The organism is Microbacterium sp. C5A9 (assembly GCF_022627955.1).
Classification (GTDB): domain Bacteria; phylum Actinomycetota; class Actinomycetes; order Actinomycetales; family Microbacteriaceae; genus Microbacterium.
In genome coordinates, this window is record NZ_JABXGD010000003.1 from 84,870 (window position 1) to 98,054 (window position 13,185).

A 13,185-nucleotide genomic window follows, 5' to 3' on the forward strand; every position below is an offset into this window, starting at 1 on the left:
CCCACGCTACGAGCGGGCGCGATCGGCACTGCTCAGCCACTCATCGAAGGCGATGTCTCCCTGCTCCGCATCCGCCCCGCCACGCAGCGACCCCGACGCCAACCCGCGCCAGTACGCCCCCGGCAGCCGCACCCCGAGCACCGGTCGACGGACCCCGTCGAACGCGAGCTGCCGCCGTGCGACATCCGCGAGCACCTCATCACGGGGACCGACCAGATCGCGGGCCCGCCCCGACGCCCCCGCCTCGGCGGCCCGCACCAGGTGCGCACCGACCTCGCGCGCGGCCACGGGTCGCATGCGCATCGTCGGCACCACCGCCACCGGCCCTCGCATGCCCGACAGCAGCTGACCGGCGAACTCGTGGAACTGCGCCGCCCGTGCGATCGTGAACGGCACCGGCCCCGCCGCGACCGCGCGTTCCTGCGCGAGCTTGCCCGCGTAATAGGAGGCATCGATCCTGTCGATCCCCACGATCGACAGCGCGACATGATGCCCGACGCCGACGCTCTCCTCGGCAGCGAGCAGACGGCGGGTCGCGGTCTCGAAGAACTCGATCGCCGTCGCGGCCGAGAGGGTCGTCGTGTTCGTGACGTCGATCACGGCGTCCGCCCCCTGCAGCGCCTCGTCGAGACCGTCGCCGCTGACCACATCGACGCCGGTCGAGCGGGACAGCACGACCACATCGTGCCCCGCGGCCTGCGCCGCCGCGACCGTGTGCCGGCCGACCACCCCGGTTCCTCCTGCAACAGCGATCCTCATCCGTCTCCCTCTCGGCTCACGCGGGCTGCACACGCATCCGCACCAGGATGCGCCCATCGCGCCCTGTCTGCAGAGGATGACGACGCCACCCCCGGGAATGTGAGGCCTCACACGAGCCGCCCCTGCGTCGTCATATCCTGCGAAGACACTGCATCGACCTTTCCGCACCCTCGCGAGGAGACCCCATGGACGACGAGCTCGACGGCGTCTTCCGCGAACGCCGGCGGCTGCTCGCCCTCGGATACCGCATGACGGGGACGCTCGCGGATGCGGAGGACGTGGTGCAGGAGACCTACCTGCGCTGGTATCGCCTCGCCGACGCCGAACGCGAGGCGATCGCGAATCCCGCGGGCTGGCTGACCACGGTCGCCGGTCGTGTCGCGCTCGATCTGCTGGGCTCCGCCCGCCGGAGGCGCGAGCAGTACATCGGCCCGTGGCTGCCCGAGCCCGTGCCGACCGACGTCTTCGCCGGAGCGATCGGCTCGCGCACGGAATCACCGCAGGACCCTCTGGATCGCGTCACCCTCGACGACGACGTGTCCACAGCGCTGCTGGTGGTCCTCGAAGCCATGACCCCGGCGGAACGCGTCGCCTTCGTGCTGCACGACGTCTTCGCCGTTCCGTTCGACGAGATCGCCGAGACGGTCGGACGGTCGTCGGCTGCGGTGCGGCAGCTCGCGGCATCCGCCCGCCGGCACGTGCGCGAGAGCCGGGCGACCACGGTGCCGCGCGCCGAGCACGACCGCGTGGTCCGCGCCTTCCAGGAGGCGACGCGCACGGGCGAGGTGGCTCCGCTGCTGCGCTTCCTCGCACCCGGCGTCGAGCTGCGCAGCGACGGCGGCGGCGTGGTGAGCGCCGCGCGCAACGTCGTCTCCGGCGCCGACAACGTCGCGCGCTTCCTGCTCGGCATCGCGGCCAAGCGGCCCACCATGGCGATGGAGCAGCAGCAGTTCGGCGACGGCCTCGGCTTCGTCTTCCGCGAGGAGGGCGAGGTCGTCGCGGTCATGAATCTGGATGTCGCGGCCGGCGCGATCACACAGGTGTGGATCGTGCTCAACCCGGCGAAGCTCTCGCACTGGCTGCCCGGTGTCCGATTCTGACCCCGCACATCGCCGCTCTCGCATCCCGCATCCCCGCACCCTGCTACCGTCGTCCCGTGCGCACCCGAGCGCAGATGCAGGAGACCCCGATGAGCGACCACCAGATCAGGGATGCCGAGACCGCCGATCTCGAGGCCATCACGGCCATCCACAACGACGCGGTCCTCCACACCACCGCCATCTGGAACGAAGAGGCCGTCACCGTCGACGACCGCGCCGCCTGGCTCGCCGCTCGACAGGCGAAGGGCTATCCCGTGATCGTCGCCGTCGACGACAGCGGAGTGCTCGGGTATGCGACCTTCGGCGACTGGCGCCCGCACAGCGGCTACCGCCACACGGTCGAGCACTCGGTCTACGTGCGCGACGGGCAGCGCGGTCGCGGCATCGGCAAGGCGCTCATGATCGAGCTCATCCACCGCGCCCGCAGCCTCGGCATACACGTCATGGTCGCGGCGATCGAGAGCAGCAACACCGGGTCGATCATCATGCACAAGCGACTCGACTTCATGCAGGTGGGGCGGATGCCGCAGGTCGGCGCCAAGTTCGACCGCTGGCTCGATCTCACGCTCCTGCAGCTCGTCCTCGACGAACGCCCCTTCCCGGACGAACGCCCGTGAACGCCTTCCTGTGGCTGGTCGACGCCTTCAACTCGCAGTGGGTGCTCCCGGGCGGGCAGGTGCTGCTCGTGCGCGAGGTCGTCGGGAACATCTTCGGTCTGGCGAGTGCACTCGGCGGCATGCGCCGCAAGATCTGGGCCTGGCCGGTGGGAATCATCGGCAACGTCCTGCTGCTCACCGTGTTCCTCGGCACCATCCTCAATCCCGATCATGAGCTGCCGCACCTGCTGGGCCAGGCGGGCCGCCAGGTGATGTTCATCGTCGTCGCCGTGTACGGCTGGGTGCGCTGGCGACAGGCGTCGTCCGACGGCGGTCGCGTCACACCCCGGTGGGCGCCCACGAGCGCGCGCATCGGCCTGGTGCTCGTGATGATCATCGGCACGGTCGCACTGACCCCGCTCTTCCGTCTGCTCGGTTCGTACGAACCCGTCTGGGCCGACGCGTGGACGTTCGTCGGCTCCCTGCTCGCCACCTACGGCATGGCCAAGGGGTGGACGGAGTTCTGGCTCATCTGGATCGCCGTCGACGTCGTCGGGGTGCCACTGCTGTTCAGCTCGGGCTTCTACGCGACCGGGTTCATGTACGTCTTCTACGGCGTCTTCACGGCGGTCGGGTTCGTGGTCTGGTGCCGCGCGCAGGCGAACGCCAAGCCCCAGGTCGACACGATCATGCCCGATCCACGGCCCATCACCTCCACGACGAAGACGGTCGACCGAGAGCGGGACTGACACGCCCCGATCGCATCCCCGCGACTCGAACGCAGAGGGATGCGCTCGGCGAATGTGTCGTCGCGTGTCGCCGAGGCTGGCACAGCCCGCCCCCCGCGGGTTTTGCTTGTCCCCATGACCCGCCAGATCCGCTTCAACGCCTTCGACATGAACTGCGTCGCCCACCAGTCGTCCGGGCTGTGGCGGCATCCTGACGACCGGTCGCGTCAGTACAACACCATCTCGTACTGGACGGATCTGGCGAAGCTGCTCGAGAGCGCGACCTTCGACGGCATCTTCATCGCCGACGTGCTCGGCACCTACGACGTGTACGGCGGCACGAACGAGGCCGCGATCCGCAACGGCGCGCAGGTCCCCGTGAACGACCCGATCCTGCTCGTCAGTGCCATGGCCGCCGTCACCGAGCACCTCGGGTTCGGCATCACCGCGGGCACCGCGTTCGAGCATCCGTATCCGTTCGCCCGCCGACTCAGCACGCTCGACCACCTGACCAACGGACGCGTCGGATGGAACGTCGTGACCGGCTACCTGCCGAGCGCGGCCCGCAACATGGGTCAGCACGACCAGCTCGCGCACGACGACCGCTACGACCACGCCGACGAGTACGTCGAGGTGCTCTACAAGCTGTGGGAGGGGTCGTGGGAAGACGACGCCGTCGTCGAAGACCGCGAGCGCGGCATCTTCACCGACCCGGCGAAGGTGCACCCGATCGGCCATGAGGGAAAGCACTTCAGCGTTCCCGGCATCCACATCTCCGAGCCGTCGCCGCAGCGCACCCCCGTCATCTACCAGGCCGGAGCGAGCCCCCGCGGTGTGCGCTTCGCCTCGGAGAACGCCGAGGCGATCTTCGTCGCCGCCCCCTCAAAAGAGGTGCTCGCGGGCACGGTGAAGCGCATCCGCGACGCCCTGGAGGATGCCGGTCGTGACCGCTACGACGCGAAGATCTACACGCTGCTCACCGTGATCACCGGGGCGACGAGTGAGGATGCCGCAGCGAAGCACGCCGAATACCTGTCGTACGCGAGCCCCGAGGGGGCGCTGACCTTCATGTCGGGATGGATGGGCGTCGACCTGTCGCAGTATGCCGAGGACGAGCCGGTGGGCAACGTCGAGTCGAATGCGATCCAGTCGGTGCTGCAGCACCTCAAGGAGGAGGCCGATCTCGGACGCGAGTGGACCGTCGGCGACTTCGGACGCCACAACGCGATCGGCGGCCTCGGCCCCACGATCGTCGGATCGGGCGTCGAGATCGCCGACGAACTGCAGTCGTGGGTCGAGGAGACCGACATCGACGGCTTCAACCTCGCCTATGCGGTGACTCCCGGCACCTGGCAGGACGTGATCGAACACGTCATCCCCGTGCTGCGCGAGCGCGGCGTCTACCCCGAGGAGTACGCACCGGGCACGCTCCGCAACAAGCTGCAGGGCAAGGGCGACCGCGTGCAGGACACGCATCGCGCCGCGCGCTACCGGGTGGGGGCGAAGGCTCCCGTCGCCTGATCAGCGTCGGCGGTGCCGGATCACTCGGCTTTCGAGCTGAAGAGTCCCCGCAGCACGAGGAACACGATGACGGCCACGACCAGCACGATCGCGAGCTTGGCGACGAACCACAGGATCGAGAACAGCGCGCTGACGATCCACCAGGCGATCACCACGGCGAGGACGACGCCGACGATGGTCCAGAGCGAGTTCTTGTTCATGTCTCCAGCCTAGGCGGCGCGGCCGACGTCACGGATCAGGATGTCGCGCCGTCGCACCATCCCCCACCCGGCGCGATCCGTCAAGACCCTTCTGGCGAGCGACGCGTGCGGCGAGACTTCGAGCATCCGATCTTTGGGAGCTCTTCCATGTCTGCGCCAGCACTCACCCCCTCCGCACTCCACGGCATCGCCGCGCGTGGCCCCCTCAGCGACGCCGTCATCCGCCGACTCACCGGAGGTGACGATGTCGGCCTCGGCGCTGAGGCCGAGACCGCCCTCGCGGCGAGCGCCGACGTGGTGCGCGACGACGACATCCAGCTCGCGCTCTTCGTGCTCTACGCCTCGTCGTACGGCTCCCTCCCCGACCTCGACCCGACTCTCGAATGGGATCCGGGCGTCGTCGCCGCGCGGAGTCTTCTCGAGCACGCGTTCGAGCAGGCGCTGCGGGCAACCGTCCCGATGCCCGACCTCCCCGATCCGACCGTCGACGCGGTCGGGCGAGCTCTCTTCGCCCTCGCCGACGCCGACACGGGGCCGAGCCTGTCGCGCTACGTCGCGAAGAAGGCGACCGACGAGCAGATGTACGAGTTCTTCATGCAGCGCTCGATCTACACACTGCGTGAGGCCGATCCGCACTCCTGGGCGATCCCGCGTCTCAGCGGTCGCGCCAAGGCGGCTCTCGTCGAGATCCAGTCCGACGAGTACGGCGGCGGTCGGCCCGACCGGGTGCACGCGACGATCTTCGCCCGCGCCATGCGGGGTGCGGGGCTCGACGACACCTACGGCGGCTACGTCGACGACGTGCCGGCGATCACCCTCGCCTCGCTCAACACGATGTCGATGTTCGGCGTGAACCGCCGTCTCGTCGGCGCGATCGTCGGTCACCTGGCCGCGTTCGAGATGACGTCGTCGATCCCGAACCGGCTGTACGCGGACGGCCTGCGACGCCTCGGCTTCGGGGAGGACGTCACCGACTACTTCGACGAGCACGTCGAAGCGGATGCGGTGCACGAGCAGATCGCGGCGCGAGACCTCGCGGGAGCACTCGCCGAGGACCACCCGGAGCTGCTGCCCGACATCATGTTCGGGGCGTCCGCCTGCCTCACGGTCGACGGCTGGGCGGCGGGCCACATGCTCGACTCGTGGACGCGGCGGGAATCCTCGCTGCGTCAGCGGGACCCACGATGAGCGGGCATGAGGATGCCGTCACGATCACGGCGTACCCCGACGGGCCTCTGCTGGTGCGAGGAGCGGCGGTGCTCGAGACGTCTGACGGTGAGCCGATCGAGGTGACGCGCCGCACCGTGGCGCTGTGCCGCTGCGGGCTCTCGACGATCAAGCCGTTCTGCGACGGCACGCACAAGGCATCCGGGTTCCGCACAGACACCTGATCGACGGGTCGACGGGTCGAAACCCGGGAGGCCGCTCGTCGCGCGCAGGGTCAATGCCCGACGGCCGGCAGGCATCCGCCGTCCATGATGACGCCGCCGATCTCGACCGAGAGCATGTCGGCCGAGACCTCGCCGTAGATGCAGCCGCCCTCGGGTGCAGCGGCGCCGAAGGCGACCGCCCTCTCGTCGCCGATGGTCTGGATGTCGATGAGACCCTGCGCGACGAACGCCTCCTCCACCGCGTCGACGGAGATTCCTCCCGAGGTCCGGAGCGCCTCGAGCGCCGCACGGACGTCGGCGGCGGGCTTCTCGGCGGCGTCTCGACTCTCGTCGGACAGCTCGACCCGGTCGCGGTAGCGCTCGTTCTGCGCCATCGCGTTGTCGGGGTCGTACGGCGCGCACTCCGGCGGGAGTTCTGCGCCTTCGACCTGCGGGCAGGCCGCCGTGGGCGTCGGACTCGGCGAGGCCGTCGGCGACGCACTCGACGGGCCAGCGGTCGCGGTCGCGCAGCCCGCGAGCAGTGCGGTCGTCGCAACGACGAGAAGCAGACGCACCGCTCTCGACCTGTCCCCCCGGATTCCGGTCATGCCCTCATGCAACCACAGGGGCGGATGCAGGCCAACCCTCCCTCGCGTCCGGCCGCGCGCCCCCCGCCCCCACGCCGCACCCCCTCGGGAGGAGAACGACGTCTCGGGCGCAGAATCCCCGGCATCCGCTCCTCCCGAGGCGTCGTTCTCCGCCCCATCCGCACCTCCCGAGGCCACTTCAGCGCGGATTCAGCGGGCGCCCGCCACACTGGAGGAATGCGGATTCTGGTGGTGGACGACGAGGTGCGGTTGGCCGACGCCGTGCGCCGAGGGTTGGAGGCCGAGGGCTTCGCGGTCGACGTCGCGAACAACGGGGTCGACGGGCTGTGGCGTGCCCGCGAGACGCGGTACGACGCGATCGTGCTCGACCTCATGATGCCCGGCATGAGCGGCTGGAAGGTCTGCGAGGCGCTGCGCGCGGAGGAGAACTGGACGCCCGTGCTCATGCTCACTGCGAAGGACGGCGAGTGGGATCAGGTCGAGGCTCTCGAGACCGGGGCCGACGACTACGTCACCAAGCCGTTCTCGTTCGCGATCCTCGTGGCCCGCATCCGCGCTCTCGTTCGTCGCGGGGCCGTCGCCCGGCCCGCCGTGCTCGAAGCGGGAGATCTGAGACTCGACCCGTCGTCGCATCACGTCTGGCGCGGAGAGACGCCGCTCACGCTGACCGCCCGTGAGTTCGCCGTGCTCGAGTACCTGATGCGGCACCGCGGCCAGGTGCTGTCGAAGCGTGCGCTCATCGAGGGCGTGTGGGACGACGACTTCGACGGCGACCCGAACATCGTCGAGGTCTATGTCGGGCATCTGCGCCGCAAGCTCGACAAGCCGTTCGGCCGAGAGGCGATCGAGACGATCCGCGGTGCCGGCTACCGATTGGCGGCCGACGGTGGCTAGCCGCGCCTGGAGGTCGGTGCGCGCCCGGACGACACTCGGCGCGACGCTCGTCGTGACCGTGGCGCTGCTCATCGGGGCGTTCTCGTTCTACAGCATCCTCAGCTCCAGCATCCATGCGAGCGCCGAACGCGCCGCCGAGCAGCGTCTCGACGAGCTGACCGAGCGACTCGACGGTCCCGGCGGCGGACCGGGCGGCGGCCGCGGCATCGACACCCTCGATGACGAGCTCGTGCAGATCATCGGCGCCGACGGGTCTGTCCGCTCGGCGAGCGAGGATGCCCGCGACGACCTGGGTTCCACAGCTCTGCCGATCTCCGACGATCCGCAGCGGGTGATGGTCGACGGCTCTCCGATGCTCGTCGTCTCGGACGGGATCGACGACGACGAGACCCTCGTGCTCGCCGTCCCGATCGAGGACGACGACGAGACTCTCTCGACCGTGGGGGTTCTGCTCGCGGTCGCGCTCCCTCTGCTCCTCGTGCTGGTCGCCGTCACCACCTGGCTCGTGGTGGGGCGCGCATTGAAGCCCGTCACGCGCATCCGAGAGGAGGTCGACGGCATCACCGCCGAGCACCTGCACAACCGGGTCGAGGTGCCGGCGTCGTCCGACGAGATCGCGGCTCTCGCGACCACGATGAACCGGATGCTTGACCGGCTCGACGCCTCGGCGACGGCACAGCGGCGCTTCGTCTCGGACGCCTCGCACGAGCTGCGGTCGCCACTCGCGACGATCCGCCAGCACGCCGAGCTCGCGCAGACGCACCCGGCCACCACGAGCATCGACGAGCTCGCCGAGGTCGTGTCCGACGAGGGGCTGCGGCTTCAGGGGATCGTCGAGTCGCTGCTGCTGCTCGCCCGCCTCGACGAGGGCGGTGGCACGCACGACGAGGCGGTCGACCTCGACGATCTGGCGCTCGGCGAGGTCCGCCGGCTGCGGTCGCGAGGGGTGGAGGTCGACGGATCCGGCATCCGCGCGGCCCGGGTGTCGGGCGACCCGAGGCTGCTCGGGCAGCTGCTGCGCAACCTCGCCGACAACGCCGCCAGGCACAGCACCGGACGTGTGGCGATCGGGGTGATCCCGCAGGATGCCTGGGTGTTCGTGACCGTCGAGGACGACGGTGCGGGGGTGCCCGCCGACGAACGCGACCGCATCTTCGAGCGCTTCGTCCGGCTCGACGAGGCCCGCAGTCGGGATGCCGGCGGCAGCGGGCTCGGCCTCGCCATCGTGCAGGGCATCGCGACGGCGAGCGGCGGCACCGTCTCCGTCGACGAGTCCCGATGGGGTGGCGCCCGATTCGTCGTGACCCTGCCTCTCGCGGTCTGACGACCGCTCCCCGCGCATAGGCTCGGGCGAGGCTCCCGGCGGAGGGCGCGCGGACGACGCATGGGAGCATGGACCACATGCAGACCCCCATGATCGACTATCTGAACGTGCTGATGGAGTCGTGCGGGGAGGACGCCGGCGAGGTCGCGTCGTACATCCCCGAACTCGCGAACGCCGACCCCGACCAGCTGGCCATCGCGGTCGCCACCCTCGACGGCGAGGTCTACGTGGCGGGCGACGCCGACGTCGAGTTCACGATCCAGTCGATCTCGAAGCCGTTCACCTATGCGCTCGCGATCGCCGATCAGGGCCTCGACGCGGTGCTCGAGCGGATCGACGTCGAGCCGTCGGGCGACGCGTTCAACGAGATCTCCCTCGAACCCGAGACCGGGCGCCCGCGCAATCCGATGATCAACGCCGGGGCGATCGCCGCTCACGCCCTGGTCGGCGGCGACGGCGCGGATGCTCGCGTCGAGCGCATCCTCGACCTCTACAGCCGCCTGGCCGGCCGTGACCTCTCGATCGCGGAGGACGTGTTCGAGTCCGAGCTCGCCTCCGCCGACCGCAACATGGCGCTCGCCTACATGCTCCGCACCGTCGGAACCCTCGACGCCGACCCGGCAGACGTGGTGCGCGGATACACCCGTCAGTGCTCGGCATCGGTGACGGTGCGCGACCTCGCCCGCATGGCATCGGTCCTCGCCGCCGGCGGCCGCACGCCCGACGGCGACCAGGTGATCGACCCCGTCATCAACCGGCAGGTGCTGAGCGTGATGACGACCTGCGGTATGTACGACTCGGCGGGCGACTGGCTGACCTCTGTCGGCATCCCCGCGAAGAGCGGCGTCGCGGGCGGGCTCATGGGCGTGCTTCCCGGCCAGGTGGGCATCGCCGTGTTCTCGCCGCGACTCGACCCGCACGGCAACAGCACCCGCGGGGTGCGCATGTTCGAGCGCATGAACCACGACCTGGGGCTGCACCTCATGACCTCGACCGATTCCGCGCGATCGGTGTCGCGCCGCGTGGAACGGGACGGCGTCGCGGTGCACGAGATCGCCGGCGATCTGCACTTCATGGAGGCCGAGCGGGTCCTGCGCGGCTTCGCCGAGGAATCGGCCGGTGACGAACCGGTGATCGTCGATCTCGATCGCGTGCAGAGGGCGAACAGCATCGCCCGGCGGATGCTGCTCGAGGGGGTGCGCCGTCTGCACCTCGACGGGCATGACGTGCGGATCGTCGATCCCTGGGGCGTGCTCGGCAGCGCCGAGACCGGCTCGGGAGAGCTCGTGCACGGCGAGCAGGCGCACGGCGGCTTCGTGCCCGCGTCGTTCCCCGATGTGTCGAGCGCCGTCCGCGGCTGAGATCTCGGGCCCTGCTTCCTGAAGACCTCTTCAGGGGGCTTCAGGGTGGCTTCAGCACCCGCGCGAGAGCATCGAGTCATGAACGACAAGAACCCGACTCCCGACCAGACGCCCGAGAACCTGCCCGCAGGCGCGACGCCCCCGGCACCGCCCGCTCCCCCGGCACCGCCGGCACCCGCCCCTCAGGCGTCCGACGCTCAGACCGTGCCCGTCGAGCCCCTCCCGGCCGACGCACAGGCCGCACCTGCCGCCCCTGCGAAGCGCGGCCGCTCGCGCGCTCTCCTCATCGGCGGCGGAATCGCGGCGGCCGTGGTCCTCGTCGGGGGTGGCGTGGCACTGGGTGCCGCCGTCGGCGACGAGTTCGGCGACGATGACGACCGCCCCTCCGTCTCCGACGGCCCGCGCGGAGACGACGACCGCGGCGGCCAGCCCGGCGGCGACCGCGACGACGACGGCCAGGGACCGGCCCAGGGCGGAGGACAGGGCGGAGGCCCCGTGACCGGCATCGGCACCGACTCGGCCGACGAGCTCGTCGCGATCGCGGATGCCGCGCGCGGCGCCGCCGAGGGCGATGTCACCTCGATCGATGCGAAGCGCGACGGCACCTGGGAGGTGCAGCTGACCGCCGCGAACGGCAGCGAGACCGAGGTGCGGGTGGATGCCGACCTCGCGACGACCGTCGTCTCCAGCGAGCAGGACGACGACGACACCGCCCCCGCGAACACGCTCGACGAGGCCGCCATCCGCGCCCTGGTCGAGGCGGCGCTGGCCGAGGCCGACGGCATGATCACCGACCTCGATGCCGACAGCGACGACGTGAGCCCCTACGACGCCTCGGTGCTCACGAGCGACAACCGGTCGATCGACATCGACTTCAGCGCCGACTTCGCCGTCGTCGGCACCGACATCGACGACTGAGCGCGCCCGTCGTTCCGCGAGCCGCCGGCCCCTGGGGTCGGCGGCTCGACGCGTCTGCGGCGGTTAGCATTCAGTCATGACGAATTCCGGTCCGATCGACGACGTCTCCATCGGCGGAGAGATGATCCGCCTCGGCCAGTTCCTGAAGTTCTCGGGGCTGCTCGACTCGGGCGGCGACGCCAAGGAGGTCGTGATCGACGGGTTCGTGAAGGTCAACGACGAGGTCGACCGGCGGCGTGGGCGCCAGCTGCACGACGGCGACCTGGTGACCTTCGAGGGCCGCACGGTGCGCGTCCGGCCCTGAGCCCGCATCCAGCCGCGGCATATCGAACGGCGCGCATACTTCAGGTATGACCGACGCCACCGCTCCTCTCGCCCTCATCACCGGCACCTCCACAGGGATCGGCCTCCGCACCGCCGTCTCGCTCGCGGCGGCCGGCTGGAAGACCGTCGCCACGATGCGGGACCTGCGCAAGGCGGATGCTCTCGAGGCCGCGGCCGCCGACGCCGGTGTCGCCCTCGACATCCGCGCGCTCGACGTCACCGATCACGATGCGGTGGCCGCCACGATCGAGGCGCTGGTCGCCGAGCACGGACGGCTCGACGCGGTGATCAACAACGCGGGCGCCGGTGCGCTCGGCACCATCGAGGCCATGAGCATCGATCGCGTGCGCGCCGCGATGGAGGTCAACTTCTTCGGGGTGGTCGACGTGACCAAGACCGCGCTCCCGCACCTGCGCGCGTCACGAGGACGCCTCATCACGGTCACGAGCGTGGGCGGCGTCGTCGGCCAGCCCTTCAATGAGGCCTACTGCGCGGCGAAATTCGCCGTCGAGGGGTTCATGGAGAGCCTGCATCCCGTGATGAAGAGCCTGGGCGTCGCCGTGAGCGTCATCGAACCGGGGCCGGTGCTCACCGAGTTCGTCACCAACTCCGAGGCCGACCGCGACGCGCTGGTCACCGGGGCGGATGCGGCGTATCTGCCGGCCATCGACAGCTACCTGGCGCGCACCAGGCAGGCCTTCGCACCGGGGAACGCCCAGACGCCCGATGACGTCGCCGCCGTCATCCTCGCGACTCTCACGGCTGACGATCCCGCCTTCCGCGTGCAGACGTCGCCCGCCGCCACCGCCTTCACCGCGATCAAGCTCGCGGACCTCGACGGCTCGGCCGTCACCGGGCTCACCACCGGCTGGGTCTCCGCCCAGGCCTGACCCGAGCTCGCCGAGCTACGCGCGTACGGTCTGATACCGCAGGAACATCACGCCGCTGGCGAACCGGCGGTCCTCGAGGAGTTCGAGGTCGACGCGCACGCCCTCGGGGAAGAACGGCTTGCCGCCGCCGACGATCCCCGGACCGATGAACAGACCGAACTCGTCGACGAGTCCGGCACGGATCGCCGCTCCGGCGAGCGTCGGACCGTCGACCGAGAAGTCGCTGTCGGACTCGGCCTTCCAGCGTTCGACCACGCCGGGGTCGAACGAGCGCTCGAGACGCGTGCGCTCGCTCGACACCTCGGCGAGAGTCGTCGAGAACACCACCTTGTCGGCCGCCTGCCACACGCGTGCGTAGTCGATCCCCACCTGCGGCTGATCGGGTTCGAGATGCGCGGTCTCCCAATAGACCATCGTCTCGTACATGCGCCGCCCGTAGAGGTAGGTGCCGACGCCGGCGAACTGCCGGTTGATGAACTCGTGCAGCTCCTCGTCGAGCGCCCAGTCGAACCCGCCGTCCGGTCCGCTGACGTACCCGTCGAGCGACGTGATCATGGAGTAGATGAGGCGGCCCATGCGGCGAGGCTACTCC

Annotated in this window: 16 protein-coding genes; 12 read left to right on the forward strand and 4 right to left on the reverse strand. The window is 70.2% G+C overall.

The genetic code is table 11. The features are described 5' to 3' along the window. Positions 1–6 precede the first annotated feature (6 nt). Entirely contained in the window at positions 7–759 is a 753-nt protein-coding gene (locus HWD99_RS07080) for an SDR family oxidoreductase (protein WP_241795529.1), read from the reverse strand. 185 nt (positions 760–944) lie between these two features. Between HWD99_RS07080 and sigJ the strand changes: the two genes are divergently transcribed. The 4 genes from sigJ (at position 945) to HWD99_RS07100 (ending at position 4,704) form a co-directional block, all read left to right on the forward strand. Continuing rightward, a complete protein-coding gene (gene sigJ / locus HWD99_RS07085) occupies positions 945–1,859 on the forward strand; it encodes an RNA polymerase sigma factor SigJ (RefSeq protein WP_241795530.1) in 915 nt (304 codons plus the stop codon). An 89-nt stretch (positions 1,860–1,948) separates the two neighbouring features. Beyond that, entirely contained in the window at positions 1,949–2,476 is a 528-nt protein-coding gene (locus HWD99_RS07090; protein ID WP_241795531.1) for a GNAT family N-acetyltransferase, read from the forward strand. After that, positions 2,473–3,204, forward strand: a complete 732-nt coding sequence (gene pnuC, locus HWD99_RS07095; protein ID WP_241795532.1) for a nicotinamide riboside transporter PnuC — start codon at positions 2,473–2,475, stop codon at positions 3,202–3,204. Before HWD99_RS07090 ends, pnuC begins: the two co-directional genes overlap by 4 nt. Positions 3,205–3,318: 114 nt before the next feature. Then, entirely contained in the window at positions 3,319–4,704 is a 1,386-nt protein-coding gene (locus tag HWD99_RS07100; RefSeq protein ID WP_241795533.1) for an LLM class flavin-dependent oxidoreductase, read from the forward strand. Between the two features lie 20 nt (positions 4,705–4,724). Here the strand turns inward: HWD99_RS07100 and HWD99_RS07105 are convergent, their stop codons facing one another. Then, positions 4,725–4,904 (reverse strand): hypothetical protein, encoded by a 180-nt coding sequence (locus tag HWD99_RS07105; RefSeq protein ID WP_241795534.1) that lies wholly within the window; start codon positions 4,902–4,904, stop codon positions 4,725–4,727. A gap of 147 nt (positions 4,905–5,051) precedes the next feature. Between HWD99_RS07105 and HWD99_RS07110 the strand changes: the two genes are divergently transcribed. Next, complete coding sequence (locus HWD99_RS07110) at positions 5,052–6,092, forward strand: iron-containing redox enzyme family protein (RefSeq protein ID WP_241795535.1); 1,041 nt, start codon at positions 5,052–5,054, stop codon at positions 6,090–6,092. Then, complete coding sequence (locus HWD99_RS07115) at positions 6,089–6,295, forward strand: CDGSH iron-sulfur domain-containing protein (RefSeq protein WP_241795536.1); 207 nt, start codon at positions 6,089–6,091, stop codon at positions 6,293–6,295. The genes HWD99_RS07110 and HWD99_RS07115 overlap by 4 nt, the downstream gene beginning before the upstream one ends. Before the next feature lie 50 nt (positions 6,296–6,345). On the opposite strand, the gene HWD99_RS07120 is transcribed toward HWD99_RS07115, so the two are convergent. After that, complete coding sequence (locus tag HWD99_RS07120) at positions 6,346–6,882, reverse strand: hypothetical protein (RefSeq protein ID WP_241795537.1); 537 nt, start codon at positions 6,880–6,882, stop codon at positions 6,346–6,348. A 216-nt stretch (positions 6,883–7,098) separates the two neighbouring features. Between HWD99_RS07120 and HWD99_RS07125 the strand changes: the two genes are divergently transcribed. From HWD99_RS07125 to HWD99_RS07150, 6 genes are all read left to right on the forward strand, one after another. Next, positions 7,099–7,776, forward strand: a complete 678-nt coding sequence (locus HWD99_RS07125; protein WP_241795538.1) for a response regulator transcription factor — start codon at positions 7,099–7,101, stop codon at positions 7,774–7,776. Between the two features lie 16 nt (positions 7,777–7,792). Next, positions 7,793–9,100: a cell wall metabolism sensor histidine kinase WalK gene (locus tag HWD99_RS07130; RefSeq protein WP_241795539.1), complete on the forward strand. Its 1,308-nt coding sequence runs from the start codon at positions 7,793–7,795 to the stop codon at positions 9,098–9,100. Between the two features lie 77 nt (positions 9,101–9,177). Further along, positions 9,178–10,461, forward strand: a complete 1,284-nt coding sequence (locus HWD99_RS07135; protein WP_241795540.1) for a glutaminase — start codon at positions 9,178–9,180, stop codon at positions 10,459–10,461. A 78-nt stretch (positions 10,462–10,539) separates the two neighbouring features. Further along, the gene (locus HWD99_RS07140) at positions 10,540–11,379 is read left to right on the forward strand and encodes a hypothetical protein (protein ID WP_241795541.1); all 840 of its coding nucleotides are present in this window, start codon (positions 10,540–10,542) and stop codon (positions 11,377–11,379) included. A 76-nt stretch (positions 11,380–11,455) separates the two neighbouring features. Next, positions 11,456–11,683, forward strand: coding sequence for an RNA-binding S4 domain-containing protein (locus tag HWD99_RS07145; protein WP_241795542.1), 228 nt, complete (start codon positions 11,456–11,458; stop codon positions 11,681–11,683). 46 nt (positions 11,684–11,729) lie between these two features. After that, positions 11,730–12,593 carry an SDR family oxidoreductase gene (locus HWD99_RS07150; protein ID WP_241795543.1) on the forward strand — a complete coding sequence of 288 codons (864 nt, stop codon included), beginning with the start codon at positions 11,730–11,732 and terminating at the stop codon, positions 12,591–12,593. A 15-nt stretch (positions 12,594–12,608) separates the two neighbouring features. On the opposite strand, the gene HWD99_RS07155 is transcribed toward HWD99_RS07150, so the two are convergent. Continuing rightward, positions 12,609–13,169, reverse strand: coding sequence for a dihydrofolate reductase family protein (locus tag HWD99_RS07155; protein ID WP_241795544.1), 561 nt, complete (start codon positions 13,167–13,169; stop codon positions 12,609–12,611). Positions 13,170–13,185: the final 16 nt, after the last annotated feature.

What these genes read in the sequence shown, in the direction of transcription:
- HWD99_RS07080 (WP_241795529.1), bottom strand. Translation starts at nt 759, where the DNA reads ATGAGGATCGCTGTTGCAGGAGGAACCGGGGTGGTCGGCCGGCACACG.
- sigJ (WP_241795530.1), top strand. Translation starts at nt 945, where the DNA reads ATGGACGACGAGCTCGACGGCGTCTTCCGCGAACGCCGGCGGCTGCTC.
- HWD99_RS07090 (WP_241795531.1), top strand. Translation starts at nt 1,949, where the DNA reads ATGAGCGACCACCAGATCAGGGATGCCGAGACCGCCGATCTCGAGGCC.
- HWD99_RS07100 (WP_241795533.1), top strand. Translation starts at nt 3,319, where the DNA reads ATGACCCGCCAGATCCGCTTCAACGCCTTCGACATGAACTGCGTCGCC.
- HWD99_RS07105 (WP_241795534.1), bottom strand. Translation starts at nt 4,904, where the DNA reads ATGAACAAGAACTCGCTCTGGACCATCGTCGGCGTCGTCCTCGCCGTG.
- HWD99_RS07110 (WP_241795535.1), top strand. Translation starts at nt 5,052, where the DNA reads ATGTCTGCGCCAGCACTCACCCCCTCCGCACTCCACGGCATCGCCGCG.
- HWD99_RS07115 (WP_241795536.1), top strand. Translation starts at nt 6,089, where the DNA reads ATGAGCGGGCATGAGGATGCCGTCACGATCACGGCGTACCCCGACGGG.
- HWD99_RS07120 (WP_241795537.1), bottom strand. Translation starts at nt 6,882, where the DNA reads ATGACCGGAATCCGGGGGGACAGGTCGAGAGCGGTGCGTCTGCTTCTC.
- HWD99_RS07125 (WP_241795538.1), top strand. Translation starts at nt 7,099, where the DNA reads ATGCGGATTCTGGTGGTGGACGACGAGGTGCGGTTGGCCGACGCCGTG.
- HWD99_RS07135 (WP_241795540.1), top strand. Translation starts at nt 9,178, where the DNA reads ATGCAGACCCCCATGATCGACTATCTGAACGTGCTGATGGAGTCGTGC.
- HWD99_RS07140 (WP_241795541.1), top strand. Translation starts at nt 10,540, where the DNA reads ATGAACGACAAGAACCCGACTCCCGACCAGACGCCCGAGAACCTGCCC.
- HWD99_RS07145 (WP_241795542.1), top strand. Translation starts at nt 11,456, where the DNA reads ATGACGAATTCCGGTCCGATCGACGACGTCTCCATCGGCGGAGAGATG.
- HWD99_RS07150 (WP_241795543.1), top strand. Translation starts at nt 11,730, where the DNA reads ATGACCGACGCCACCGCTCCTCTCGCCCTCATCACCGGCACCTCCACA.
- HWD99_RS07155 (WP_241795544.1), bottom strand. Translation starts at nt 13,169, where the DNA reads ATGGGCCGCCTCATCTACTCCATGATCACGTCGCTCGACGGGTACGTC.